Below are 22,878 nucleotides of genomic sequence, written 5' to 3' on the forward strand. Positions count from 1 at the left end.
GGTCGTGCGATCGCGCTACTTGAGTGAAGAAATCGCAGTACATAGCTTGTCGACGTCCCCCTCCTCCGTCGACCACGCCGTACAGAAACGCACCACGCGCTTATCCTCATGCTCGCCGAAGAATTCGCACACGAAGTCTTTCTTGAGCTGGTCTTCCTGCTCGCGGGTAAGAAGCGCAAACTGCTGGTTGGTGGGGGAGTCAAAGAGCATCTCGATGCCGACGGCGTGGAAAGCTTTAGCGATGCGCTGGGCCTGGGCGTTGGCGCGGGCGCAGATCTGCTCGTAGAGCGTTGCCGGAGCTGCAGCCTCAGCCTCAGTGAGCGCATGAGCACATGCACGATCAGATGCAGGAGAAGGCGTGCTGAAGAGGGCGGAGAACTGCGCGCCGAGCAGCCAGCCCTTGGCTAGGAGGCCGCCGTGTTGTTTCATGGCGTGGCGGAAGCGCGGTGCACCTGTGGGGAAGACGATGGCCTCGCCGAAGAGGGCACCGCATTTGGTGCCGCCGATGGTGAAGACGTCGACAAGCGCGGCGAGATCCGGCAGGGTGATGTCCGCGGCAGAAAGGCCGTAGCCGAGGCGGGCGCCGTCGACAAACAGGCGCAACTCGTACTCATTGCAGACGTTGCGTAAGTCCATGAGCTCCGTGCGGGAGTAGGTGGTGCCGTATTCGGTGGGCTGCGTGATGTAGACCAGCGCGGGTTCGGGCATATGCTCCTCAATCCCAGAAGCGCGGTACTCCTCCACGCACGCGCGGACCTGTGCGGCGGTGATTTTCCCCAGCTGATTCGGCAGGGTTATGACCTTGTGGCCGGAGTGTTCGATGGCGCCCGTCTCGTGCGTGGCGATGTGCCCGCTATCGGCCGAGATGACAGCCTCCCAGGGGCGCAGATGGTAGGCGATAATCGTGGCGTTGGCCTGGGTGCCGCCGACCATGAAGTGCACCTCGGCATCCGGCGCCTGGCAGGCGGCGCGCAGGGTATCGGCCGCCGCGGCGCACAGCTCATCGGCGCCATAGCCAGAATGCACGCCGTCCGCCTCCGCGATGGCTTCCAGAACGCGGGGGTGGGCTAAACGGTGGTAGTCGTTGCCGAAGTGAATCATGCGGGCAAGTTTAGCCGGTGACGGTGAGCTCGCCGATGCCCTCGTCGATGTGAATATCCAGCAGCGCATTATCGTCATGGCGGTCCGTACAGTTGCTTTCCCCCAAGCCACCGTCACACGTGAGTGATACCGGGACGTCCTTCGGGAGGATGACCTCCACGGTGCCGATGCCGATATCGATGGTGACGTCGTGTTTGTCTTTCAGGTCGTGGAGCTGGCTGAAGTCTACCGTTGAGGTACCGATACCCAGGTCATAGTGCTCTTCGAGCTCGTCCGCACTGGTGGGGGCGATGTGCTGAGAACCGACGTTAAAGCGGGCACTGAAGCCGGATTCGTCGGCCTCGGAGACGAAGGAGACCCCAAGGAAGGCAATCGTCAGGGCGGCGCCCACGGCACCGAGAGCAATTGCTCCCTCAGCCCACTGCGCACCGCGCTTCTTTTTCGGCTCTTCCCGCGGGCCCGGCTCCGGCAGATCCCAGGCATCGGGCACGACGCCGAGAGGATCCCACGACGGCGGAGTCCTACGCCCAGGCGGGAAGGGGAAGCCCTCCGCCGGGCTATAGGCGTTAAGGTCAACCGGCTCTTCGCGCACCGGCTGTTCGGCCGCCAACAGCCCGCCGGGCGGCAGCGGCTCACGGCTATGCAGGGCGTACCACGCCAGCGCCATCAGCCCAAAGGTCAGCACGGCAGGGGGAAGACCGGTGAGGAATTGTCCGCTCAAGAATAACGGGCCAGAGCTTAAGGTAAGAAGGACGCCGACAATCAGCATCCAGCCGAGCTCCTGCTCTTCCTTAGCGCCATCTTTGCCCAAGGCCGCATCGAGCGGGCAGTAAGGCGAGCCATAGCGCGGCATCAGCGCCCACGCGGTGAGGTAGGCGGCGATGCCACCGCCGAAAGCAAGTGTGGCGACCACAAAGGCCACGCGCACGATCGTCGGATCAATCTGGTAGCGCACCGCGATGCCTTCGCAGACACCGGCGATGTGGGCGTCGCCGCCTTGCTTTTTGGGAATACGGACAGGTCGGGTCGACCACATCTGGTTGAGTGTATTGTTCTTCGTCATGCTTTTATCGTGCCGCGCGGGGCCTTGTGGCGGTATCGGTAATCGCCCTGATTTTTCCACCTCAGGGTTGTCCCTGATGTGCGTGCGGGGGTCACCGTGCGACTATTACTACTATGACTTCGCCCTATGTGCCTGCAGAGAACGCGGCACCGTATCCGTTGATGTCGCGCCCCCAGTCTGGTCGCGTGGTGGCCGGCGTGGCTGCGGGGCTCGCGCAGCATCTGCAGATTCCGGTGCTCTACGTCCGCATTGCGCTTACCGTGCTGACGGTGATGGGCGGGGTGGGAGCGATGGTGTACGCCGGGCTGTGGATGTCCACGCCTGCGCTTGACGACGGCCCCTCCTCCCGCAGCCCCTTCTCCCTCCTGCTGGTGTTCTTAGCGCTGGTGGGAGGGGTAATTGGGGTGTTGGGGGTATCGGGGGCGTCGCCAAGCGCGTTGGTGCCGTTGGCTGCTGTGGGTGTCGGTGCGGTCCTGGCGTGGCTAGCCTACGACCGCGGCTTGAATACGCCGGTGGGCATGGTGAGCGTCGTGGCTGGTGCCGCGTTGGTCATCGTGGGCGTTGTGGTGGCGGCGGTGACGTGGGAGAGCGGATCCGGTTCGGCGATTGTGGCTACGGCGCTGACGCTGGTGGGTTTTGGTGCGCTGGTGGTGCCGCTGGTGCTCAAGCTGTGGCGTTCCCTGTCGCAGGAGCAGGCGGCGAAGGCGGTGTCGGAGGAACGCACGGAGATTGCCGCCCGCCTGCACGATTCGGTGCTGCAGACGCTGGCGCTCATCCAGAAGCGCGCGGAGGACCCGCGCGAGGTGACGCGCTTGGCGCGTGCCCAAGAACGTGAGCTGCGGGCCTGGCTTTTCGACGCCCCCTCGTCGGCCCCCACCACCTGTTTCGGCGCTCTCGATGCGGCATGTGGGGAGGTGGAGGACCTTTTCGACCTGCGGGTCTCCCCGGTGACGGTGGGCGAGGACGCGGAACTGACGGAGTCCGCCAAGCTTGCTATCCAGGCAGCGCGCGAGGCCATGGTGAATGCTGGCAAACATGCGGGCGTGGACATGGTGGATGTGTATGCGGAGCTGTTGGCCGGCGAGTTGAGCATTTTTGTCCGTGACCGTGGAGTGGGTTTCGAGGTGGAGGACATTCCCGCTGATAGGCACGGCATTCGTGAGAGTATTCGCGCGCGCGTAGAAGGTGCTGGTGGGCGTGTGAGAATTACCTCGACCCCGGGGGAAGGCACGGAAGTGGAGCTCACGGTAGCGTTGTGAACATGGTGAAGGTCTTTCTGGTTGATGATCACTCCGTCTTCCGCGCTGGCGTGCGCACTGAGTTGGCGGTGTCGGAGGAGATCGAGATCGTCGGGGACGCGGGGACTGTGTCGGAGGCGCTGGAGGGCATTGCGCGTACCTCACCGGACGTGGTGCTTCTCGACGTTCACATGCCCGACGGCGGCGGCCTCGCCGTGATGAACGCGACGGCGCACCAGCCATCGCGGCCGGTGTTTCTGGCGCTGAGCGTGTCGGATGCGGCAGAAGATGTCATTGCGCTAATTCGGGCGGGTGCGCGCGGCTATGTCACCAAGAATATTTCCGGCCCCGACCTCGCCCAAGCGATAGCGCAGGTCAACAGTGGGGATGCGTATTTCTCGCCGCGCCTAGCAGGTTTTGTCCTCGATGCTTTTGCCTCCGGCGCGCCCGCCCCGGAGCCGGAGGAGGGCCAAGATCCAGTTGTGGATGCGCTCACAAGGCGTGAGCTGGAGGTCTTAAGGCTGCTTGCGCGCGGCTATACGTACCGCGAGATTGGCAAGCAGTTGTTTATTTCGGTTAAGACCGTGGAGACGCATGCCTCCAACATTTTGCGCAAGACCCAGCAGTCCAACCGCCACCAGCTCACCCGCTGGGCTACCTCGCGCGATTTGGCTTAAGTCGCGCTAGGCGTAGGCGAGTTTGCGGGAGCCGTCCACATGTGGGAACAGCAGGAACGCGGCCACGAAGACTAGTGCCCACACCAGGGCGCTGCCCCAGGCCGGAAGGGCGATAAGCGGGGCAATCATGATGGCGAGCCACAGCACCATGAGCGGTAGCAGCTGTGCCACGGAGGGCAGCAGGGAGACGTTGTGATCCTCGGCGAACTCGCGCATACGCTGGCGGTAGGGGTGCAAGAATACCAGCGTGCAGGCCGCAAGGATAAAAACCAGACTGAGCCCGAGCGCTAGGCCGAAGTGGATACGGCTCGTGCCCACCGCCACGGCGGCACCGGCCAGCAGCGAGGCGCCGAGGCGTACCCACAGCGGAGTGGGGATGGGGGTGGTGTGCGCGTGGAGGGGGTTCATGGCGCCTAACGCTACCAGTGCAATTGCGCGTGTCCGGCGAGAGGTTCATAATAGGAGCTATGAATCAAACAGGTGTTCGTGTCGCGGGTGGCTCACGGGCCGACCAGATCGCGGCTTTACGCGCCCAGATTCAGCGTCTGGAAACACCAGACGTGGCGGCAGATATCCAGCCAGATGTGGACATCCTCACCGTGCCTGAATTGCTATCTGAGCTGCTTCCGGGCGGTGGTTTGCCCCGAAAGCAGGCCACCGTGTGTGCGGAGTGTGCGGCTTTGGTGGTGGAACTCGTGAGCCATGTTAGCGCGGCGGGCGGACACGTGGGCATCGTAGGTTGGCCAGACCTCTCGCTCGCACAGGTGGCCGAGGAAGGAGATGTCTCCCGGGTCATCGTTGTGCCCGATCCGGGAGCCGAGCCGTGGGCAGTCACCGGAGTGCTGTGTGAGGGGCTGGATCTTGTCGTGCACAAAGGCTTAGGTGAGCTCAGTCCCACGCGGGCGCGGCCAGTTCTGGCCAAGGTGCGCGGCGGACAAGCGGCACTGCTGACCGTCGGCGCGCGGCTACCGGGTACGGTCACGGAGATTGGCGCAGACGTCGTGGCGGTGCGCGGCGTAGGCCGTGGCAGCGGGCGTATCAGGGGAGTGGACATTGAGGTGCGGGTGGCGTCGAAAAGCGCACGCCCACGCCGAGGAGTGCTCACCTGCGGCGAGAGGGCTGAGCGCCCACGCCTGGAGGTGGTATGAGAGTCGCGGCCCTGTGGTTCCCGGATTGGCCTATCCAGGCGCTGCAGGACGCTGATAGGGCAGCGTGTGTGATTGCCTCCCAGCACCACGTGGCGGTGTGCAACGCGGCGGCGCGCCGGGCCGGAGTGCGCCGCGGGATGCGCGTGCGCCAAGCCCAAGCAGTGCTGCCGGATGTGCGAGTGGAGGAGGCCAACCCGGATCGCGATGGTGCGGTTTTCGCCGAGATTGCCGCGGGGCTTGATGCGGTGGCGTCCTCGGTGGAGGTCCTGCGCCCGGGCCTAGTCATTGCGGATGCGGGTGCTGCGGGGCGTTTCCACGGAAGTGAGGATAGGGCAGTGGAGATGCTTGTCGACGCCTCCTCGAGAGCCCACCTCGACGCCACCGTCGGCGTTGCCGACGAGATTGCTACCGCGCTCATTGCCGCGCGCCACGACAACCTCGGCGCGGTGGTTCCGAAAGGCGGGTCGCGGGAGTTCCTGGCGAATCAACCAGTGGGAGTACTCGCCGCGGAGGTAGCGTTGGGCTGTCCGCCTGATGTAGTCCATACCGTGCAGCGCCTCGGTGTGCGCACATTGGGAGAGCTCGCCGGCTTGCCGCTGCGCCAGGTCACCACGCGCTTCGGGGAAGCAGGGCGGCGTTGTCACGCGGTGGCCTCGGCAGCGCCCGATCGGCGCGTGGCGCCGGAACTACTTCGCCCCGACCTAGGCGTGGAGCAGGCCTTTGAGGAACCACTCGAGCGCGTGGACGCGGCGGCGTTCGCCGCCCGCCAGCTGGCGGCACGCCTACACGCGGTGCTCGATCACGCGGGCCTTATCTGCATGCGCCTGCGCGTCATCGCCGAATTCGAGGGCGGCACGCGTCTCGAGCGCATCTGGCGCACGCAGGAAGCGCTGAGCGAGGCCGCCACGGCAGACCGCGTGCGCTGGCAGCTCGATGGGTGGCTGAGTAGTGCGCGGGCGGGCGAGGGTGGGGGCGTCGAGAAGCTTGTGCTGGAACCGGTGGAAGTCGCCCCACCTGGGGATAGTGTGCTGTGGGGCGCGGGTGAGTCAACGGAGCAGGCCAAGCGGGTCATCGCGCGCGTGCAGTCGCAGCTCGGCGTGGACCGCGTGTTGCAGCCGCGCCCGGCGGCGGGCCGCGGGGTAGCCGAGCGTATCGAGCTGATTCCCTACGGCGAGCAGCGCGACCCTGCCCCGGAGGGCACGTGGCCCGGGCGCATCCCCACGCCGCTGCCAGCAAGCCTGGCGCACCCCGCCGCGCGCATCCGGCTTATCGACGGCTCTGCAGCCGACATCATCGTCACCGCCGAAGCCCTCCTCTCCGGTGAACCTGCGGGCCTAGGGTGGGGGCGCCACCGCTACCGCGTGACCGGGTGGGCCGGACCCTGGCCAGTGGATACCGGCTGGTGGGATCCGAACGAGGCGCAGCGCTGCGCGCGCCTGCAAGTCGTGGGAGAAAACGACAACGGCCAGCGCGCCTGGCTCCTCGTGTGGGCAGGCGGGCGCTGGTCGGTGGAGGCGACGTATACCTAGTTCTGGATATCGATAACCAGACGCGTCGGTGCCTTAAGTACCTGGACGGAGTAGGGGTGGCGCCCGGCAAGGCCGATGACGAACTGCGAACGGGCCTCAAAGGTGCCGCCGTTGACCACCTGGGTCACCATGCCGCCAGCGCCCTTGACCGTGCCGATGTTCGGGTCTTCCATATCGAGCTGGAAAGGATATGCCGTGCCATCAATGCTGACGTTCAGCGCCGTGGCTCCCTCATAAGAAATCGGGTTGCCCGAGCCCTGCTGGGCGGGGGAGTCGGTGTAGTCAATAAACCAGCCCGGTGAGCCATTGCCGGTGAACTCGAAGACGACGCGGTCAAAACCGTCGTGTTTGCCCACGCGCACATCCGTGACCACCAGCTCGGACGGCACTGGTGGGCGGAGGGTTTTCATCTCCAGGTTGGCATCGCCTAGTGGGGTCAGCCCGGCGGGCGCCGTGGCGTTCTGGGCAGTCGAGGTGGACGCGCCGGACAAGGTGGCGTCGACGGTAGCGGTCGGCGCGGAGATGTCGTCGGAGGACGCGGAGCAGCCCTGTAGCACGAGCGCACTCGAGGCGACGAGTGCCGCCACGGAGGTGGCTGCGCGCGAGAGAGTGTGTTTCGGCATAACTTCGAGCGTAGCTGCCCAAGGCGGAATTCCTGGAACCGAAGTGAACATCGTAACCACATTGTTGTGAAAGAAGTGATGACAGTTAAACTGGCGCCATGACCTTCTGCTCCGATATCCAGGTAGAACCCCTGGCTGGTACCGCTAAGCAAGAATCCGTCTACGTCCTCTTCGAGTGGCCCGCGGCGTGGTCCCGGGATGTGCTCGACGGCCACACTTTCGGCCCCGGCCTTACGGAGAAGCTTAAGGCCAAGCTCAAGGGCGTAGCCGGCTTGCAGCTCATCCGCCGCCCAGGCCGCGCTGGTCGCGAGCGCGATACGGGGCATTTCCGCTGCTTCGTGGTCTGGGCCCGCGAGGGCCTTGTGCAGGACTACATTCTCAACGGCCCAGAGGACATTCTGGACCTTGACTTGGAGAATCCGCGCGGCACGTGCTTGCCGTTGGTATTGGTGTGTACTCACGCCAAGCGCGATGCCTGCTGTGCGGTGAAGGGGCGTCCACTGGCTGCCTCGCTCGCCTGTGAATACGAGGAGACCGTGTGGGAGACCTCGCACACCAAGGGCCACCGTTTCGCGCCTTCGGTGTTGCTCATGCCGTGGGGCTACTCTTTCGGCCGCCTCAACGTAGAGGCCGGCCGCGAGCTTGTGGGCAAGGCTTTGCGCGGTGAGTATTTCTACCCGGCCAACCGCGGCTCGGGGTTGAATACGCCGAAGGACCAGGTGGCAGAACTCGCCGTGGCGCGCGAGCTTCTCGACGCCTCCGAGAACCTCCACTACGGCGACCTCCACGTCGCCGCGGCGGATGAGCCCGCGGCGGAGGCAACTGCCGCGGAGGATAGCGTCACCGTGCGCCATCGCGATGGCCGCGCGTGGGTAGTGGAGCTCGAAGAAAAAGAGGCCTCCGGCGTCGTCTCCTCCTGCGGAGACGAGCCAAAGACCTCTTCCTACTTTGCCGCGCGTCGCGTCTTGCGACGCGACGCGTAGGGGACGGACGCGGCGCGGTTAGCGGCGCATAATCTTCGCCGAGAGCCAGTTGCCAAAGAACTGGGCTGCCTGGACCAGCACGATGATGATGAGGGTAGCCACCACGGTGACTTCCCACTCGAAGGCGCGGTAGCCGTAAACAATGGCGAAGTCACCCAAGCCACCGCCGCCGACGTAGCCGGCCATGGCGGACATGTCGACGATGCCGATAAACAGGAAGGTGTAGCCCAGCACCAGCGGGCCCAGCGCTTCCGGAATGATGACCGTGGTGATGATCTTCCACGGCGAAGCACCCATCGAACGGGCCGCTTCAATCACGCCCGGGTCGAGCGCCACGAGGTTCTGCTCCACGATGCGAGCCACCGCGAAGGTCGCCGCAATAACCATGACGAACGTGGCGGGTTCGCGGCCGATAGAACTTCCCAAGACCGCCACCGTGAGCGGCTGGACGAAGGCCAGCAAAATGATGAACGGAATCGGGCGAACGAAGTTCACCAGGATGTTGATGATGAAGTAGATGACTTTGTTCTGCAGGATTCCGCCCGGGCGGGTGGTGTAGAGCAGAATGCCGAGAACCAAGCCGATGATGCCTGCAAGCACCATGGTGGTAGCGACCATGATGAGGGTGTCTTTGATGGCGTCGACAAGCGTGCCGCCCAGCCGGTCCCAATTGGCTTCTGCGAGGTAGGTGACGTTCATCGTTGAATCTCCTCAATCTCGGTGGTGCGTTGCATGTGCGCGTAGAACTCTTCGATAGCAGCATCCGGGCCGTTGAGGCGCACGGTGATCTTGCCAAAGGAATGCTTCTGCAACGTCGTAATACCGCCGTGGACCACGGCGATGGACACGCCCGCGTCCGCAAGCTTGCCGGCGGCGCCGAAGAAGCCAGAACTTTCGGTTAGGTTGATGGTGAACAGGCGTCCCTCGTGGGCAAGCAGGTCATCGGCCTCGACCACGTCCGGGGTATTGCGCAGCGAGGTAGCCACGAACTTCTCCGCCACGCTGGTCTGCGGATTGGAGAAGACCTCGTAGACGCTGCCGTCCTCAATGACGCGGCCATTTTCCATAACGGCGACCTTGTCGGCGATGGACCGCACGACGTCCATCTCGTGGGTAATGACCACGATGGTGATGCCGAGGTCGCGGTTGACCTTGCGCAGTAGGTCGAGGACCTCGTGCGTGGTAGTCGGGTCGAGGGCCGAAGTGGCCTCATCCGCCAGCAGCAGGGAAGGGTTGTTAGCCAAAGCGCGGGCGATGCCCACGCGCTGTTTCTGGCCACCGGAGAGCTGCTCCGGGTAGTTATCGCCCTTGTCCGCCAGGCCGACGAACTCCAAAAGCTCCTGGACGCGCTTCTTACGCTCCTGCTTCTCGACGCCCTGCAGTTTCAGCGGGTACTCAATATTGCCCGCCGCGGTGCGCGAGGACATGAGGTTGAACTGCTGGAAAATCATGCCGATGTTACGGCGGATGCCGCGCAGCTGCTTTTCGGGCATGCCGACGACATCGGTGCCGTCGAGAAACAGCTGACCCGACGTCGGGGTGTCCAGGCCGTTGATCATGCGCACCAGCGTGGACTTGCCGGCACCGGAGAAACCGATGATGCCGACGATCTCGCCGGACTCGACGGTCAGGGAAACATTGTCGAGTGCTTTCGTAGTGGTCTTTTTATTCTTGAAGACTTTGGTGATGTTGAGGAACTCAATCCGGGTGCCGCGAGGGGCGCCAGTGTGGTCAATCACGTGAGGTGTCCTTGTGGGGTTATATGAATCATGTGTAACGGCCAAATCCCCCGGCCACGCACTGACGCGTGAACGCGGGGGCACATATGGCGTATCAGGGCGGCGAGAGCTTAGGCTTCCTCTTCGAGGCGGTCCAGAATCTCTTGCAGCTCTTCCTGTGGGCGGTCCACAGCCACAGCAGTGTCGCCGGAAGATTTCAGGACGGCCTCGGTGACCTTCGGATCCTTCCACAGCTTGGCCAGCTCGTGGAGGGTCTCGTTGTCAGCATCCTCGGCACGTACGGCCCAGACGTTGATGTAGGGTTCTGCCTCGGTGGAGTTCGGGTCATCCTGTGCCACAGCGGACTTCGGATCGATGCCCGCGCGCTCCAGGAAGGAGTTGTTGATGACGGCCGGCTTGCCCTCGCCGTAGGCGGCCGGGGTCTGTGCGGCATCCACCGGGGTGACGGTGACCTTGGACTTCTTCTCGTCGATGTCGAGCGGAGTCGGAATCAGCGGGCTGTCCTCCTTGAGGGTGACCAGGCCCTCCTGAGCCAGCAGGCCAATGGCGCGGCCCTGGTTCGTGGAGTCATTCGGGATGGCCACTTCCTGGCCCTCAATGTCGGAAAGGTCCTTGTGGTCCTTCCAGTAGATGGCCAGCGGGTAGATCTCGGTGGAAGCGAGCGGAACGAGGTCGGTGCCGTTGCCCTGGTTGTACTTGGCCAGGAACTGCAGGTGCTGGAACTTGTTGGCGGTCAGCTGGCCCTGATCCAGAGCCTGGTTCGGGGTGTTGTAGTCCGCGAAGTTCTCCAGCTTCACGTCGTAGCCGGCCTCCTTGGCCAGGTCCTGGAAGACAGCCCACTCTTCCATGTTGGCATCGGTAGTGCCGATGGTGATGGTGGAGTCCTTGGTGATTTCTTCGCCGGAGCCCTGTGCTTCAGAGTCCGAGGAGTCGGAGGAGCAGGCGACCAGGCCGGTAGCGGCGATGACGGCTGCCGAGGTGGCAGCAAGTACGCGACGGATGCTCATGATGGGTCTTAGTGTCCCTTCTTCTTGGTCGTGCGGCACGTGGTGGGGCACCGCAGGTGATTACACTGCTCGAAAAACTAGCAACGATTGAACCGCTTTGTCTATTCCACTAGTTGCCTAACAAAACCTTGACGGGAACTATTGTTCGATTATAGGGTGTGGGGCTATGAGGTTCAACGGGGGTGTAGCGCTACCGTGGTCCCGCGTTGAGCGGATTTTATCTGGCCGGCCGGGGCCCATTCCGGTATCGGTGGATCATCTGCCGGACTCCGCGGACGCTCCGAAGGTGGGGCGCTCCGCGGTGCCCTTTGCGGAGTTGCATGCGGTGAGTTCGTATAGCTTCCTGCAGGGAGCCTCCGAGCCGGAGGAGCTTGTGGCGCGGGCGGTCGAACTAGGTTTAAAGGGAATGGCGCTGGTAGATAAGGATGGCTTCTATGGGCTCATGAAGTTTGCGGAGGCTGCCGCCAAGGTTGGCCTGCCCGCTGTTTTTGGTGCGGAGCTTAGTCTTGAACCGGCACCACTGACCGTGTTGGCGCGCACTCCGGAGGGGTACCGTCGTTTGTCGCGGCTCATCTCCCGCGCGCGCATGGAGGCGGGGGAGAAAGATGCGGTGGTTTATCCGCCGTTGGCGGACATCGCTGCGGAGTTGCAGGAGCATTGCCTCTTCCTTGTGGGCTGGGAATGGGCAGGGAAATTCGATTATCTGCTCGAAAGAATTAAAATAGACAGCATGGTTTTGGAGTATGCCTGTACCCAACTCCCGGAGGACGCTGACCACCATGCGCTGCTGGATTCCTGCCCGGTTCCGCGCGCTATCGCTACGGCCCGCCCTGCTGCGGCAACGCGGGACCGTGCCAGGCTGGCCGGAGCCAAACAGGCCTTGTCCCGGCGCCTCGCGCTTGTCGACGCCTCCCCTAACACCCACCCCATGGGCTCGCCCTGGCTGCGCTCGGGGGAGCAGATGGCGCAACTGTTTCCGGACCGCCCAGAACTTATCGCGGAAACCGTCCGGGTACTGGAGGAGTGCAGCTTCACCTGGGAAGCCTTGGCCCCCAACCTGCCGGATTTCGACGTGCCGGAGGTGCACACTGAGATGTCCTGGCTAGAACACCTCACCTTCGAGCGCGCGGAGGCGCGCTATGCCTCGCGGCCTAAGGAGATTCGGGCTCGGGCATGGGAGCAGATGAGATACGAGCTGGATGTTATCGAGCAGCTCGGTTTTCCGGGCTACTTCCTTATCGTGTGCGACTTCGTGGATTTTTGCCGGCGGGAGAACATCCTGTGCCAGGGGCGCGGCTCGGCGGCAAACTCCGCGGTGTGTTTCGCGCTGGGGATTACGAACGCGGAGCCGATTTCCGCGGGCCTGCTCTTTGAGCGCTTCTTGTCCCCGGACCGTGATGGCCCGCCGGATATCGACATCGATATTGAATCAGGCCGCCGTGAGGAGGTCATTCAGTACGTCTATGCCAAGCATGGCCGCGAGCGTGCCGCGCAGGTGGCTAACGTGATTACGTATCGCCGCAAAGGTGCACTGCGGGATGCTGCGCGGGCGTTGGGCTATCCGCAAGGCTCGGCCGATGCGTGGTCGAAAGGTGTGGCGCCTGCGCCTAGCGACGTCGAATCCTTAGCTGAGCAGTTCCTCGGTCAGCCGCGCCACCTGGGCATTCACTCCGGTGGCATGGTGCTGTGTGACCGGCCGATTGCGGATGTCGTACCTGTGGAATGGGCGCGCATGGAGAACCGGTCGGTGCTGCAGTGGGATAAGGACGATTGCGCCGCAGCCGGGCTGGTGAAGTTCGACATGCTGGGTTTGGGCATGCTCGAGGCCCTGCACCACATGATGGACTTGGTGGAGGAGACCACCGGCAGGGTAGTCAACCTGTGGGAGCTGGACCTGGCGGACCCAGAAGTCTATGACATGCTGTGCCGCGCGGATGCGGTGGGGGTGTTCCAGGTGGAATCGCGCGCGCAGCTCAATACGCTGCCAAGACTCAAGCCGCGGGTCTTTTTCGACCTCGTCGTGGAAGTAGCGCTCATTCGCCCCGGACCTATTCAGGGCGGGTCGGTGCATCCTTACCTGCGCCGCCGGGATGGCAAAGAAGCGGTGGAGTATGACCATCCGGTGTTGGAAAAGTCCTTAGGCAAGACGCTGGGCATCCCACTCTTTCAGGAGCAACTCATGCAGATTGCTGTCGATGCCGCTGGTTTCAGCGGTGCGGAGGCGGACGATTTGCGGCGCGCGATGGGCTCGAAGCGTTCGCCCGAAAGGATGGCAGCACTCAAGCAACGTTTCTATGACGGATTGCAGGAAACCAACGGGATTACCGGGGAGGTCGCGGACAAGTTGTGGGCCAAGATTGTCGCCTTCGCCGCCTATGGTTTCCCGGAGTCGCACTCGCAGTCTTTTGCCTCCTTGGTGTATTTTTCGGCGTGGTTTAAGCGCTATTACCCGGCGCAGTTTTGCGTGGGTCTGTTGTGCGCGCAGCCGATGGGTTTCTATTCGCCGCAGTCCCTCATCCAGGATGCGCGACGGCACGGCGTGGAGGTGCTGCCGGCCACCGTCAACGATTCAGGCCGCGAGGCCCGCGCTGTGGTGGGCAAGGACGGCGAGGTTCGCATCCGACTAGGGCTCAACCTCATCAAAGGCTTGGGGGATAAGGCTGCCGACCGCATTGAGGCGGCCGCGCCGTTTGCCGACGTCCCCGATCTCTCCCGCCGCGCCGATCTCACCGTCGATCACGTGGAGGCCCTCGCGGTGGCGGGGGCCTTGGATGTCTTTGGGGCGGATCGTCGCCAAGCGCTGTGGCAGGCAGGTGTTGCCGCGACGGAGCAGGTAGGGATGCTGCCAGGGCTTTCTGCCATCGAGGCGCCGTCCTTGCCAGGAATGAGTGCTTTCGAACTTATGGCGGCGGATGTGGCGAGCACCGGCGTGACCCACAACCAGCAGCCCATGGAGCAGGTCCGCGGGGCACTGCGTGCTCGCGGTGTCTTGTCGGCGGCGGATCTGCCGGCCGTGGAGGACGGTACCCGCGTGCGTATCGCCGGGGTGGTCACGCACCGCCAGCGCCCCCAGACCGCGGCCGGCGTGGTCTTCTTCGGCCTAGAGGATGAGACCGGACTGATGAACGTGATGGTCTCGCCCGGCCTGTGGGCTCGGGATAAGGTCACCGCTCGGACGGCTCCTGCGCTCATCGTGCGCGGCATCGTGCAGAACGCCTCCGGCGCGGTCACCGTTGCCGCGGACCAACTTGAGCCGCTGGCCTTCGGCGAGGCCCTCTCGCGCGGCTCGCGGGATTTCCGCTAAGAGGTTTATTCTTTCGAGATGAGCTCGTCGCGGTTCATCTTTCCCGCCAAGGAACGCGCCACGGAGAAGGGCACCCATACCATGAGCAGCAGGATGATCTTGAGGTAGAGCTGGGATACAAACACGCCGTCCATCATGGGCATGGTCCGCGCGCCCCAGGCGATAAGGCCTGTGACTGGCAGCAAGATAACGAGTGCAGCGAGGGAGAATTTGAGGCCGTCGTCGCGGGCTTCGAGGTGCTGCTGCATCTCGTACTCATCAAGTTCTGTCCTGGGCAGGTCTGCCGCGTTGATGGTGGTGCGCAAACGTGCAGTCAACAGTGCACACAGCAACGTGCCGAGGCAGGCCACCATGAGCGAGGTGAAAGGGCTCCAGAACTGCAGGGGGATGGACGCAATGATAAGGGCGGTGGACAGGTCGGTCAGGGTGATGTAGCGCTTGCGGGTGGTGACGGAAGTGGGGATAGGGGTGGACATGCGGGGCTTAACCTTTTCGGTAGATTTCGGAGGACATGGGGGTGAATTCGGTCCGGGAGAACACGGCTTCCACGGGCAGATTGAAGACTTCGCAGATGTTGAAGGCGAGGTCCAAGCTGGGGGAGTGGTCGCCGCGCTCGAGTGCGCCGATGGTTTGGGGGTTGACCCCGATGGCGTCGGCAAGCTGTGCGCGCGTCATGTCCCGTTCAACGCGGAGCACGCGGACCCGGTTAAAGAGTGGGCGGGTAGGTTTCTTTTTGGGGGACATACATCACAGTGTTGTATAAACCCAACAACTTGTCAAGATTTCGTGTTAGGGTGTTGGCATGAATCCCGTATCCCCGTCACTCACGAAAGCCCGCTACATTACGAATTTAAGCTGGGACATTATCCTCGCCGCCCTTGCTGCCGCGGCAGCGTATTTCTGGTGGGACTGGCTCTATTGGGTTGCCGGCGCGCTCGTTGTGTGGGCGCTCTATGAACTGTGGCTCATCCCCGCACAGGTCAAGAACTTAGGCTGGCAGGAAACCGCCGACGAACTCCTCGTCACCCGCGGCAAAATCTGGCACACCTTCACCGTCGTTCCTTATGGCCGTATCCAGTTTGTCGACGTCACGGCCGGCCCCGTGGAGCGGGCGATGGGGCTGAAGAAGGTGAAGCTGCACACGGCGTCGCCCAGCAGCGACGCCACCATCCCCGGCCTGGTTGCCGCGGACGCCGATGCCCTGCGCGAACGCCTCGCCATCAAGGCCCGCGAGAGGATGAGTGGACTGTGAAGGATCGCGCGCTTATCGACGCCGACGGCTATACCCGCGTCCACCGCCTCACCCCCCTGCTGCGCTTTTGGTCGCTGATTCTGGCGCTGCTCGCCATCTTTGTTCTCAATATCAACGCCTCGATGATCGAGGACGTTGTGTCCTACCTGCAGGGCGGACATCTGGGCGAGGTGGGCCGCGGCACTCTGCTGGCAATCGGCGGCTTTGTGCTGGTGTGTGCCGTGATCTGGCTGGTGTCCGGAGTGTGGTGGCGCAAGTTGGGGTACAAACTCACCGATGATGAAGTCGCGCTGCGCCACGGCGTGATTTCAACGTCTTTTCGCTCTGCGCGCTATGAGCGCATCCAGGCGGTGGATGTCGTTGAATCCATCATCGCCCGCCTGTTGGGGCTGGCCACGGTCAGGGTGGAAACCGCGGGCGGAAACGCCTCTGTAATCAAGATTGAGTACCTCCCCAAGGCGAAGGCGGAGGAGTTGCGCGCTGAGTTGCTGCGCCGCACGAACGGTGGACAGGTTGAGCAGCCAGAACAGGCAGTGGAAGAGGAATCAGAACCGGCTCTTATTCCGGAGATTCCTATCCTGCGCACCATCGCTGCGGAAGCACTGCGTCTGCCGACGCTGATTACCGCGCTCATCATCGGCGGCTTGCTCTTCATCCCTGGCATGTGGACCGCACTGTTGCCCATCATCGTGGGCTTTGTGGGCCGTGTGTGGAGCCTGGTGGACTCATCGTGGACGTTCACCGCGCTTCACGACGCCCCCTCCAACGCCCTCAACATCTCCTACGGCCTCGCCGACCGTCGCCGCCAGACCATCCGCATAAGCCGCATCCATGGCGTGCGGGTAAGTCAGCCTTTCCTGTGGCGGCGCCTCGGCTGGTATGAGGTGCACGTGTCCGTTGCCGGCTATGGCACCAAGGGCGGCGGCAAACAGTCCGGCTCCACACGCATCCTTCCGGTGGGTACCCGTGAGCAGGCACTGGACTTGCTGGCGCTCATCTCGGACCTGGATCGCGCTCAGATTGAGGACTATGCCCGGCCCGAGGGCCACACGCAGCCCACGTATACCTCGCCGCGCCGGGCGCGGTGGGTTAGCCCCATCGACCGCAAGCAGCAGTCGGTAACGCTGGTGGATTCGCCTGAGCCTGTCACCATCGTGCATCGAGGCCGCATCAACCGCCGCGTCATGGTGATTGGCACCCCGCACATTCAGGAGCTCACGCTCAAGGTGGGGCCGCTGAGCCATCTTGCGGGCGTGCGTACCGTGCGCTTCGACCTCGTGGCGGGGCCAGTCAGGATGGCGGGTCAGGACCTCACGCCTGCCGACGCCTCCGAGCTTCTCACCCGCCTGCGCACCCGCCGCCTTCCGGTTCTGGAAGGCCCGCTTAACGGCACGCTGGGCGGCGAAGCTTAAGCAACACCGGACCGCGGGAGCTGCTGGGGCCCGCGCATGCAGACGCCGCCGAGCAGGACCCGCAGCCGCCCGCTGGGCACGAGCCCAGCGGCTCCATGTCCAGCACCCCGCTGGCGGTGAGATGGTCCAGGATGAGGTCCACCGTGCCAGGTTCCAGCCCCGTCTCCGTGGCGATGGCTGCCCGCGAGCGCACGCCAGATTCGATGGCTTCCTGCACGGCCTGGATGGGGGAGGTGGGCATTAGATAAACACCTTCAGAATCTGGAAGGCGCCCACTGCCAGTAGCCATGCGGTGGCCAGCTGAACACCGAAGCCAAAGAGCGTCCAGCGCCAGCCAATCTCGCGGCGCTGCGCGGCAATCGTGGCCACGCAGGGAGTGTAGGCCAGCAGGAAAAGCATGTAGGCCCACACTGCCGCCAGAGTATGCCCGCCGGAAGCTTGCTCGAAATCTGCACGCACGTGGTCGCTGAGCGCGCTATGGGATTGCTCTTCGGCGGAGGCGTCGGTGACGTCGTCGACGGCGTAGGTTTGCGCCCACGTCGAAATCAACGCCTCCTTGGCCACGAAACCCGTCACCAACGGGCCGGCCAGGGACCAGGAATCGAAACCAGCCGGGGCAAAGGCCGGGGCGATGGCATGCGCAACCGCGCCATAGGCGGAATCCTCCGGGGACGGGGGCTCGCCCAAGGTGGTGTCGTGGGCGGCCGCGCCGACCGGAATGGCCATGAGCAGCCACACCACGACCACGGTGGTCACGATGATGCCGCCGGCCGTCTGCAGGAAGCCCTTCAAACGCGTCCACATCACGCTTAGTGCTAGGCGCACTGTGGGCAGCTGATACGTTGGCAGGTCAATAACCAGCGCCTCCTCGGGTACTGCGCGCCACAGAGTCTTGCGCAGCGCCAAACCCACGAGCACGAGTAGCGCGATGGAGATAAGGTACATAACAAACACCACGCTGCCAGCATGTTCCGGGAAGAACGTGGCCGAGAGCATGACGAAGACTACCAAGCGCGCCGAACACGACGTAAACGGGATGAGCAGCGCAGTCATGATGCGGTGCCGTGGGCTGCCCAGCACGCGGGTGGCGGAAATCGCCGGCACGTTGCAGCCAAAGCCCACGACAATCGGGATAAAAGCCTTGCCCGGCAGTCCGATGGCCCGCATGAGGCGGTCGGTCACCACCGCCGCACGCGCCATATAACCGGAATCTTCCAGCACCGCCAAGCACAAGAACATCAGCGCCATGAGCGGGGCAAAGGTGAGGACCATGCCGACGCCGCCAATGAGGCCGTCGACAAGCAAGCCCGTAATGAGCGGGTGACCCAGACCGATAGCCCCGAGCCCCGCCCGCGCCCAGTCGCTCAAGGGGCCAGACACCATCGCCTCCAAGCCGTCCTGGAGGGGAGCTGCCACCGTCGTCGTGATCTGGAAGACCAGCCACATCACGGCCAGAAACAGCAGTGGCCCCACCACCGGGTGGAGGGCCACCGCATCGAGGCGGTGGGACAGGGGTGTGGCATGCTCGACCTCGCTTACTGAGGCCTTCGCCGCCGCATCCAGCTCCGCAAAGCGCCCCTCCAGGCCAGTGTCCTCGCGCAACTGCATGGGCGCAGACGCCAAAGACTCGAGCACGACCTCGCGCAGCTTCTCGACGCCCTCCCGCTTACGCCCATCCACAACCACCACCGGGATCGAGGTGGCCTCGGCCAACGCAGAAGCGTCGACGACCTGCCCCTGGTTGAGCGCTACATCCGTCTTCGTCAACGCGATGATGAGGCGGTAGGGCTGTTCCGCTAGCTGGAGCGCCACGTTGAGACCGCGGGCCACGGCGGTGGCGTCGACGACCACAACGACGGCGTCGGGGCGCTCATCCTCCGCGCACTCGATGAGCATAGCGCGGGTCAGTGCCTCATCCGGGCTGAGCGGATCGAGCGAATAGGTGCCGGGGAAATCGATGAGATCGGCGGTGCGATCGCCCAGTTTCCACGCGCCGCGGCTGACCTCAACCGTGGTGCCCGGCCAGTTGCCGGTTTGCGCCTTCGCGCCGGTCAGTGCATTAAAGAGCGTGGACTTTCCGGAGTTAGGGGAGCCGACGAGAGCGAGGATAGGCGCGCCGGCAGGGGCAAGCGCGCCGCCCGGATCGCCGTGGCAGCTCGGGGAAGAGGCCATGGCTAGACCTCGATAGCTTTGAGCGTTGCCTTATCGATGGCATAGCGGCAGCTGCCCACCGACACAACACGTGCGCCGCCGGCTACGCGCGGACCCATGGTCAACGTAGCGCCGGGACGGATTCCCAGCTCACCGAGACGTACTGCCAAAGCAGCGTCGCACGTGCAGGAAATACATTCGCTACCCAAGGTTACGGTGCATCCCATGGGGATGGCGTCGGCAGTCTGCCGTGGGCACCCAGACAACATATCGGTCGGCTCTCTTCCTATCTAGCTTTCCCATATAGGTTACCCTAAGCAAAGATAGGCAGGTCTAGTCTTTGGGGTGAGAATCTTAGGTGATCTTCACCACGCGGCGCGTGGTGTTGAACTAGTTAGTCCAGCTGGTCACCTGACGCAGCATCTGGCGATTCTTCAAGCGCGAGCGGCCGAGCTTGCGCGACATTCGGTCCAAGATGCGGATGGCCTCCGTAATGTGCGGGCCCTTGTTGAGCATGACGCATTCCGCACGCAGCGCATAGCCGGCATCGGTGATTTCGGCACGCGAGGGAAGGCCGGTCTTCGCCAAGGTCTCCAGCACCTGTGTGGCCATGATGACGGGGATGTGCGCTGCCTCCGCGAGCTTCATGATGCGCCCCGGAACCTGCACCATGCGCTCAAAGCCCAGCTCCACGGCGAGGTCACCGCGAGCAATCATGATGCCGAATTTCTCGTGGCGCATGCCCTCCAACAGTACGGCGCCCAGCTGCTGGTACGCCGGGACCGTTTCGATCTTGAGCACAATTCCCAACTCACGCACGCGCTGCGCCAGCTCCTCCGACTCCTGCTCAGCAGCGATCTCCTCGAGGGTATCGAAGAGAAAAGCCACGTCACCTGGCGTGCGGATAAAAGATACAGCCGCGATGTCGCAGTGCGTGGCCACAAAACGCAACGCCGCAACGTCGTCCTCAGTAAGGCTGGGCAGCGGAACATCGGTATCGGGCAGATTGATGCCCTTATACGCCGCCAGGTTCGTGCCGGTGGGCCCGGCATGGTCGATAGTGATGACAGCTTCGCGCTCGGCCCCGTTGTCCCGAACCTCGGTAACGCGGCCGGAGATGGCGCCGTCATCGAAAATTACGGCGTGCCCCACCTCAAGCGCGGTGACTACCTCCGGGAGAGTACAACCAATCGTCGTCGCCTCGCCCTCCACAATCCGCGCAGGCTCCTGCGAGGTGCTCAAGACCAGCTCGTCTCCGCGATGCAGGCGAATCTTCTGCTCAAGGGCCGGAACCCCGCGCACCTGCGTCGTCGCCGCTTCATGGCTAAAGACCGTGCCTTCCGCCAGATAGCAATTGCGCTCGCCGCGCAGCACGGCAACTCCGTCCTCGACAGACTCCACGGAGAAGGTTCGCGAACGGCCGCGGGCCTCAGCAAACCGCACCTCATCGCCCGGTTTCAGCGCAGCTACCCACTCGGTGTCTACTTCGAGTGCTACGGCCGGTCGCGCCGCGCTTGCCGACGCCCTTCTCGCCACCTCCTGGGCCTCCTCGGCCCGGGAGACGTCGGAAAGCACCAGCGTCGGGTAGGTCAGAGGCTCGCCCGCAGCGGTGCGCTCGCCGCGCACACGGACAACCTGCGGCCCCGGCTCAATGGCACCGGTGCGCACCTTGGGGCCTGCAATATCGCAGGAAATGAGAATCTCGCGCCCCACCTCCTCGGCGGCGCGGTGGACGTTCTCAACCATCTTTTCCCACGCAGCTTCGCCATCGTGGGCGCAATTGATGCGGGCCAGCTCCATACCGGCGCGGGCAAAGTCCAACACGAGGTCATAGTCCTCCGCCGCCTCAGAAGGAAGGGTCACCATGATGCGGGCATGCGTGCCGTCCTGTGTGGGGCCGAGAAGTGCCTGCGTGTTGGCGTCGAGGATGTCATCGGCATCGGCATACGCCGAGGCGATGGCCTGCATCGGGTAGGTGGGGGCTTTACCGTCGAAAGCATCAAGCACGTTGCGCGCCGCATGGAGGCGCTCCAGCACCGCCGGCTCCGGGTGGCTCAAGCTTGTCGCGCCCAACGCACTGAGGCCTTCTTGCAGCTCCACCGCGTCCTGGGAGCGCAGCGCCATGTAGCGCACCAGGTTGACCGCGCCGGGACGGTGCGTGGGCGCGACCTGAGCAATCTGCTCGGCGTACTCGTTCGCGGCGTTCTCAACACGCAGGGTGAGGGAATCAAGAAGTGGGCGCAAGTTCGACATGGTGCTCCTTCGTCGTGGCTGTCACCCACATTGTGCCGCGACTTCCTAGACCGCGCCACGGAAGCCGAGCTGGCGCCAAGCCTCATACACGGCTGTCGACGCCGCGTTAGACAGATTCATCGAGCGCCGCGCCGGCATCATGGGAATGCGCACGCGTTCGGTGACGCGCGGGTGGAAGGCGTGCTCGTCCGGCAGGCCAGTGGGCTCGGTGCCGAAGAGGAGGACATCGCCCTCCTGGTATTCCACGTCGGTAAACCACTTATCCGTGTGGGTAGTAAAGGCGAAGACCCGCGCGCCGGGAAGAGCGTCCATGCAAGCATCGAAATCTTTGTGGATTGTCAGGTCCGCCAGGTCATGGTAGTCCAAACCTGCGCGCTTGAGGTGCTTGTCCTCGAAGTTGAAGCCGAGTGGCTCAATGAGGTGCAGACTTGCGCCCGTGACGGCGGCGGTGCGGATGGCGTTGCCGGTATTGGTGGGGATCACGGGGTTGTCGAAGACGATGTGCAGGCGGCTCATAGGCATCAGTCTAGGATGGTGGGCATGAGCGCTACCAAACTAGATGGCAACCTGTACCGCGACGAGATTTTTGAGGACTTGGCCCAGCGCGTGGCCGCTCTTAAGGAGAAGGGGATTACCCCGGGGCTGGCCACGGTCCTGGTGGGCGATGACCCAGGGTCGCATTCCTATGTGAAGATGAAGCACCGCGATTGCGAGAAACTCGGTATTAATTCGATTCGCAAGGACTTGCCTGGCGACGTTACCCAGGAAGAACTCGAGCGCGTCATCGAAGAGCTCAACCATGACAATGCCTGCACCGGCTACATCGTGCAACTGCCATTGCCGAAGCACTTGGATGAAAACCGCGTGCTCGAGCTCATCGACCCGGCCAAGGACGCCGATGGTTTGCACCCGATTAACCTGGGCAAGCTGGTACTCAACGAGGACGTCCCGCTGCCATGCACGCCGAATGGCTGCATCCACCTGCTGCGCCGCTTCGGTGTGGAGCTTAACGGTGCAAAGGTGGTCGTCATCGGCCGCGGCGTGACCGTGGGCCGCCCGATTGGTCTGATGCTTACCCGCCGTAGCGAGAATTCCACGGTCACGCTGTGCCACACTGGCACCAAGGATCTTGCCGCGGAGACCCGTGCGGCCGATGTCATCATTGCTGCGGCCGGCAAGGCACACATGCTCACCGCCGATATGGTCAAGGAAGGTGCCGCGGTTCTCGACGTCGGCGTCTCCCGCGTCGACGGACAACTCGCCGGCGACGTCGCCGAGGACGTGTGGGACAAGGCCGGTTTCGTCTCCCCGAACCCGGGTGGCGTGGGCCCGCTGACGCGTGCGTTCCTGGTGAGCAACATCGTCGAGCGCGCTGAGAAGCTGGCTGCGCAGTAAGAC

The 22,878-nt window shown here is 63.8% G+C and carries 23 protein-coding genes; 9 read left to right on the forward strand and 14 right to left on the reverse strand.

Features of this window, described 5'->3' with window-relative positions; translation table 11 throughout:
* Window positions 1-15: 15 nt before the first annotated feature.
* Together HMPREF2875_RS12645 and HMPREF2875_RS12650 are read right to left on the reverse strand one after the other, a co-directional pair.
* Window positions 16-1,101 carry a threonine aldolase family protein gene (locus HMPREF2875_RS12645; protein WP_070673548.1) on the reverse strand — a complete coding sequence of 362 codons (1,086 nt, stop codon included), beginning with the start codon at window positions 1,099-1,101 and terminating at the stop codon, window positions 16-18.
* A 10-nt stretch (window positions 1,102-1,111) separates the two neighbouring features.
* A complete protein-coding gene (locus tag HMPREF2875_RS12650) occupies window positions 1,112-2,164 on the reverse strand; it encodes a PspC domain-containing protein (protein WP_070673550.1) in 1,053 nt (350 codons plus the stop codon).
* A gap of 113 nt (window positions 2,165-2,277) precedes the next feature.
* Between HMPREF2875_RS12650 and HMPREF2875_RS12655 the strand changes: the two genes are divergently transcribed.
* Both HMPREF2875_RS12655 and HMPREF2875_RS12660 read left to right on the forward strand, forming a co-directional pair.
* Window positions 2,278-3,423 carry an ATP-binding protein gene (locus tag HMPREF2875_RS12655; protein WP_070673552.1) on the forward strand — a complete coding sequence of 382 codons (1,146 nt, stop codon included), beginning with the start codon at window positions 2,278-2,280 and terminating at the stop codon, window positions 3,421-3,423.
* 2 nt (window positions 3,424-3,425) lie between these two features.
* Window positions 3,426-4,079 carry a response regulator gene (locus tag HMPREF2875_RS12660; protein WP_070673554.1) on the forward strand — a complete coding sequence of 218 codons (654 nt, stop codon included), beginning with the start codon at window positions 3,426-3,428 and terminating at the stop codon, window positions 4,077-4,079.
* 6 nt (window positions 4,080-4,085) lie between these two features.
* Here HMPREF2875_RS12660 and HMPREF2875_RS12665 read toward each other — a convergent pair whose 3' ends face one another.
* Window positions 4,086-4,487, reverse strand: a complete 402-nt coding sequence (locus HMPREF2875_RS12665; RefSeq protein WP_070673556.1) for a hypothetical protein — start codon at window positions 4,485-4,487, stop codon at window positions 4,086-4,088.
* A 59-nt stretch (window positions 4,488-4,546) separates the two neighbouring features.
* Between HMPREF2875_RS12665 and HMPREF2875_RS12670 the strand changes: the two genes are divergently transcribed.
* Both HMPREF2875_RS12670 and HMPREF2875_RS12675 read left to right on the forward strand, forming a co-directional pair.
* Window positions 4,547-5,227, forward strand: a complete 681-nt coding sequence (locus tag HMPREF2875_RS12670; protein WP_070673558.1) for a hypothetical protein — start codon at window positions 4,547-4,549, stop codon at window positions 5,225-5,227.
* A complete protein-coding gene (locus HMPREF2875_RS12675; RefSeq protein ID WP_070673560.1) occupies window positions 5,224-6,756 on the forward strand; it encodes a DNA polymerase Y family protein in 1,533 nt (510 codons plus the stop codon). Before HMPREF2875_RS12670 ends, HMPREF2875_RS12675 begins: the two co-directional genes overlap by 4 nt.
* Here HMPREF2875_RS12675 and HMPREF2875_RS12680 read toward each other — a convergent pair.
* On the reverse strand, window positions 6,753-7,379 hold the full coding sequence (locus tag HMPREF2875_RS12680) for an AMIN-like domain-containing (lipo)protein (protein ID WP_070673562.1): 627 nt from the start codon (window positions 7,377-7,379) through the stop codon (window positions 6,753-6,755). The genes HMPREF2875_RS12675 and HMPREF2875_RS12680 overlap by 4 nt on opposite strands.
* A gap of 98 nt (window positions 7,380-7,477) precedes the next feature.
* Here HMPREF2875_RS12680 and HMPREF2875_RS12685 point away from each other — a divergent pair, with 98 nt between their 5' ends.
* On the forward strand, window positions 7,478-8,362 hold the full coding sequence (locus HMPREF2875_RS12685) for a sucrase ferredoxin (protein ID WP_070673564.1): 885 nt from the start codon (window positions 7,478-7,480) through the stop codon (window positions 8,360-8,362).
* Window positions 8,363-8,380: 18 nt separating this feature from the next.
* Here the strand turns inward: HMPREF2875_RS12685 and HMPREF2875_RS12690 are convergent, their stop codons facing one another.
* From HMPREF2875_RS12690 to HMPREF2875_RS12700, 3 genes are all read right to left on the reverse strand, one after another.
* The gene (locus tag HMPREF2875_RS12690) at window positions 8,381-9,061 is read right to left on the reverse strand and encodes a methionine ABC transporter permease (RefSeq protein ID WP_070673566.1); all 681 of its coding nucleotides are present in this window, start codon (window positions 9,059-9,061) and stop codon (window positions 8,381-8,383) included.
* Window positions 9,058-10,101: a methionine ABC transporter ATP-binding protein gene (locus HMPREF2875_RS12695; RefSeq protein ID WP_070673568.1), complete on the reverse strand. Its 1,044-nt coding sequence runs from the start codon at window positions 10,099-10,101 to the stop codon at window positions 9,058-9,060. The genes HMPREF2875_RS12690 and HMPREF2875_RS12695 overlap by 4 nt, the downstream gene beginning before the upstream one ends.
* A 110-nt stretch (window positions 10,102-10,211) precedes the next feature.
* Entirely contained in the window at window positions 10,212-11,108 is an 897-nt protein-coding gene (locus HMPREF2875_RS12700) for a MetQ/NlpA family ABC transporter substrate-binding protein (RefSeq protein WP_070673570.1), read from the reverse strand.
* A gap of 166 nt (window positions 11,109-11,274) precedes the next feature.
* On the opposite strand from HMPREF2875_RS12700, the gene HMPREF2875_RS12705 reads away from it, so the two are divergent.
* Window positions 11,275-14,412 carry an error-prone DNA polymerase gene (locus HMPREF2875_RS12705; RefSeq protein WP_070673572.1) on the forward strand — a complete coding sequence of 1,046 codons (3,138 nt, stop codon included), beginning with the start codon at window positions 11,275-11,277 and terminating at the stop codon, window positions 14,410-14,412.
* Between the two features lie 5 nt (window positions 14,413-14,417).
* Here the strand turns inward: HMPREF2875_RS12705 and HMPREF2875_RS12710 are convergent, their stop codons facing one another.
* Window positions 14,418-14,888 (reverse strand): hypothetical protein, encoded by a 471-nt coding sequence (locus tag HMPREF2875_RS12710; RefSeq protein WP_070673574.1) that lies wholly within the window; start codon window positions 14,886-14,888, stop codon window positions 14,418-14,420.
* Window positions 14,889-14,895: 7 nt separating this feature from the next.
* Window positions 14,896-15,156, reverse strand: coding sequence for a helix-turn-helix transcriptional regulator (locus tag HMPREF2875_RS12715; protein ID WP_070673576.1), 261 nt, complete (start codon window positions 15,154-15,156; stop codon window positions 14,896-14,898).
* Between the two features lie 58 nt (window positions 15,157-15,214).
* Between HMPREF2875_RS12715 and HMPREF2875_RS12720 the strand changes: the two genes are divergently transcribed.
* Window positions 15,215-15,664: a PH domain-containing protein gene (locus HMPREF2875_RS12720; RefSeq protein ID WP_070673577.1), complete on the forward strand. Its 450-nt coding sequence runs from the start codon at window positions 15,215-15,217 to the stop codon at window positions 15,662-15,664.
* The gene (locus HMPREF2875_RS12725; protein WP_070673579.1) at window positions 15,661-17,076 is read left to right on the forward strand and encodes a PH domain-containing protein; all 1,416 of its coding nucleotides are present in this window, start codon (window positions 15,661-15,663) and stop codon (window positions 17,074-17,076) included. The genes HMPREF2875_RS12720 and HMPREF2875_RS12725 overlap by 4 nt, the downstream gene beginning before the upstream one ends.
* Here the strand turns inward: HMPREF2875_RS12725 and HMPREF2875_RS12730 are convergent.
* The 5 genes from HMPREF2875_RS12730 to HMPREF2875_RS12750 all read right to left on the reverse strand — a co-directional run bounded on the left by HMPREF2875_RS12730 (window position 17,048) and on the right by HMPREF2875_RS12750 (window position 21,996).
* Window positions 17,048-17,317 carry a FeoC-like transcriptional regulator gene (locus HMPREF2875_RS12730; RefSeq protein ID WP_070673580.1) on the reverse strand — a complete coding sequence of 90 codons (270 nt, stop codon included), beginning with the start codon at window positions 17,315-17,317 and terminating at the stop codon, window positions 17,048-17,050. The genes HMPREF2875_RS12725 and HMPREF2875_RS12730 overlap by 29 nt on opposite strands.
* Window positions 17,317-19,248, reverse strand: coding sequence for a ferrous iron transport protein B (gene feoB / locus HMPREF2875_RS12735; protein WP_070673582.1), 1,932 nt, complete (start codon window positions 19,246-19,248; stop codon window positions 17,317-17,319). Before feoB ends, HMPREF2875_RS12730 begins: the two co-directional genes overlap by 1 nt.
* Before the next feature lie 2 nt (window positions 19,249-19,250).
* On the reverse strand, window positions 19,251-19,496 hold the full coding sequence (locus HMPREF2875_RS12740) for a FeoA family protein (protein ID WP_039673887.1): 246 nt from the start codon (window positions 19,494-19,496) through the stop codon (window positions 19,251-19,253).
* A 121-nt stretch (window positions 19,497-19,617) separates the two neighbouring features.
* The gene (locus HMPREF2875_RS12745) at window positions 19,618-21,480 is read right to left on the reverse strand and encodes a pyruvate kinase (RefSeq protein ID WP_070673584.1); all 1,863 of its coding nucleotides are present in this window, start codon (window positions 21,478-21,480) and stop codon (window positions 19,618-19,620) included.
* 45 nt (window positions 21,481-21,525) lie between these two features.
* Entirely contained in the window at window positions 21,526-21,996 is a 471-nt protein-coding gene (locus tag HMPREF2875_RS12750) for a tRNA (cytidine(34)-2'-O)-methyltransferase (protein WP_070673586.1), read from the reverse strand.
* A 24-nt stretch (window positions 21,997-22,020) separates the two neighbouring features.
* On the opposite strand from HMPREF2875_RS12750, the gene HMPREF2875_RS12755 reads away from it, so the two are divergent.
* The gene (locus HMPREF2875_RS12755) at window positions 22,021-22,875 is read left to right on the forward strand and encodes a bifunctional methylenetetrahydrofolate dehydrogenase/methenyltetrahydrofolate cyclohydrolase (RefSeq protein WP_070673668.1); all 855 of its coding nucleotides are present in this window, start codon (window positions 22,021-22,023) and stop codon (window positions 22,873-22,875) included.
* Window positions 22,876-22,878 lie beyond the last annotated feature (3 nt).

It is taken from the genome of Corynebacterium sp. HMSC078H07 (genome assembly GCF_001812805.1).
In the GTDB taxonomy this organism is placed as follows: domain Bacteria; phylum Actinomycetota; class Actinomycetes; order Mycobacteriales; family Mycobacteriaceae; genus Corynebacterium.

What these genes read in the sequence shown, in the direction of transcription:
- HMPREF2875_RS12645 (WP_070673548.1), bottom strand. Translation starts at nt 1,101, where the DNA reads ATGATTCACTTCGGCAACGACTACCACCGTTTAGCCCACCCCCGCGTT.
- HMPREF2875_RS12650 (WP_070673550.1), bottom strand. Translation starts at nt 2,164, where the DNA reads ATGACGAAGAACAATACACTCAACCAGATGTGGTCGACCCGACCTGTC.
- HMPREF2875_RS12655 (WP_070673552.1), top strand. Translation starts at nt 2,278, where the DNA reads ATGACTTCGCCCTATGTGCCTGCAGAGAACGCGGCACCGTATCCGTTG.
- HMPREF2875_RS12660 (WP_070673554.1), top strand. Translation starts at nt 3,426, where the DNA reads ATGGTGAAGGTCTTTCTGGTTGATGATCACTCCGTCTTCCGCGCTGGC.
- HMPREF2875_RS12665 (WP_070673556.1), bottom strand. Translation starts at nt 4,487, where the DNA reads ATGAACCCCCTCCACGCGCACACCACCCCCATCCCCACTCCGCTGTGG.
- HMPREF2875_RS12670 (WP_070673558.1), top strand. Translation starts at nt 4,547, where the DNA reads ATGAATCAAACAGGTGTTCGTGTCGCGGGTGGCTCACGGGCCGACCAG.
- HMPREF2875_RS12675 (WP_070673560.1), top strand. Translation starts at nt 5,224, where the DNA reads ATGAGAGTCGCGGCCCTGTGGTTCCCGGATTGGCCTATCCAGGCGCTG.
- HMPREF2875_RS12680 (WP_070673562.1), bottom strand. Translation starts at nt 7,379, where the DNA reads ATGCCGAAACACACTCTCTCGCGCGCAGCCACCTCCGTGGCGGCACTC.
- HMPREF2875_RS12685 (WP_070673564.1), top strand. Translation starts at nt 7,478, where the DNA reads ATGACCTTCTGCTCCGATATCCAGGTAGAACCCCTGGCTGGTACCGCT.
- HMPREF2875_RS12690 (WP_070673566.1), bottom strand. Translation starts at nt 9,061, where the DNA reads ATGAACGTCACCTACCTCGCAGAAGCCAATTGGGACCGGCTGGGCGGC.
- HMPREF2875_RS12700 (WP_070673570.1), bottom strand. Translation starts at nt 11,108, where the DNA reads ATGAGCATCCGTCGCGTACTTGCTGCCACCTCGGCAGCCGTCATCGCC.
- HMPREF2875_RS12705 (WP_070673572.1), top strand. Translation starts at nt 11,275, where the DNA reads ATGAGGTTCAACGGGGGTGTAGCGCTACCGTGGTCCCGCGTTGAGCGG.
- HMPREF2875_RS12710 (WP_070673574.1), bottom strand. Translation starts at nt 14,888, where the DNA reads ATGTCCACCCCTATCCCCACTTCCGTCACCACCCGCAAGCGCTACATC.
- HMPREF2875_RS12715 (WP_070673576.1), bottom strand. Translation starts at nt 15,156, where the DNA reads ATGTCCCCCAAAAAGAAACCTACCCGCCCACTCTTTAACCGGGTCCGC.
- HMPREF2875_RS12720 (WP_070673577.1), top strand. Translation starts at nt 15,215, where the DNA reads ATGAATCCCGTATCCCCGTCACTCACGAAAGCCCGCTACATTACGAAT.
- HMPREF2875_RS12730 (WP_070673580.1), bottom strand. Translation starts at nt 17,317, where the DNA reads ATGCCCACCTCCCCCATCCAGGCCGTGCAGGAAGCCATCGAATCTGGC.
- feoB (WP_070673582.1), bottom strand. Translation starts at nt 19,248, where the DNA reads ATGGCCTCTTCCCCGAGCTGCCACGGCGATCCGGGCGGCGCGCTTGCC.
- HMPREF2875_RS12740 (WP_039673887.1), bottom strand. Translation starts at nt 19,496, where the DNA reads ATGTTGTCTGGGTGCCCACGGCAGACTGCCGACGCCATCCCCATGGGA.
- HMPREF2875_RS12745 (WP_070673584.1), bottom strand. Translation starts at nt 21,480, where the DNA reads ATGTCGAACTTGCGCCCACTTCTTGATTCCCTCACCCTGCGTGTTGAG.
- HMPREF2875_RS12750 (WP_070673586.1), bottom strand. Translation starts at nt 21,996, where the DNA reads ATGAGCCGCCTGCACATCGTCTTCGACAACCCCGTGATCCCCACCAAT.
- HMPREF2875_RS12755 (WP_070673668.1), top strand. Translation starts at nt 22,021, where the DNA reads ATGAGCGCTACCAAACTAGATGGCAACCTGTACCGCGACGAGATTTTT.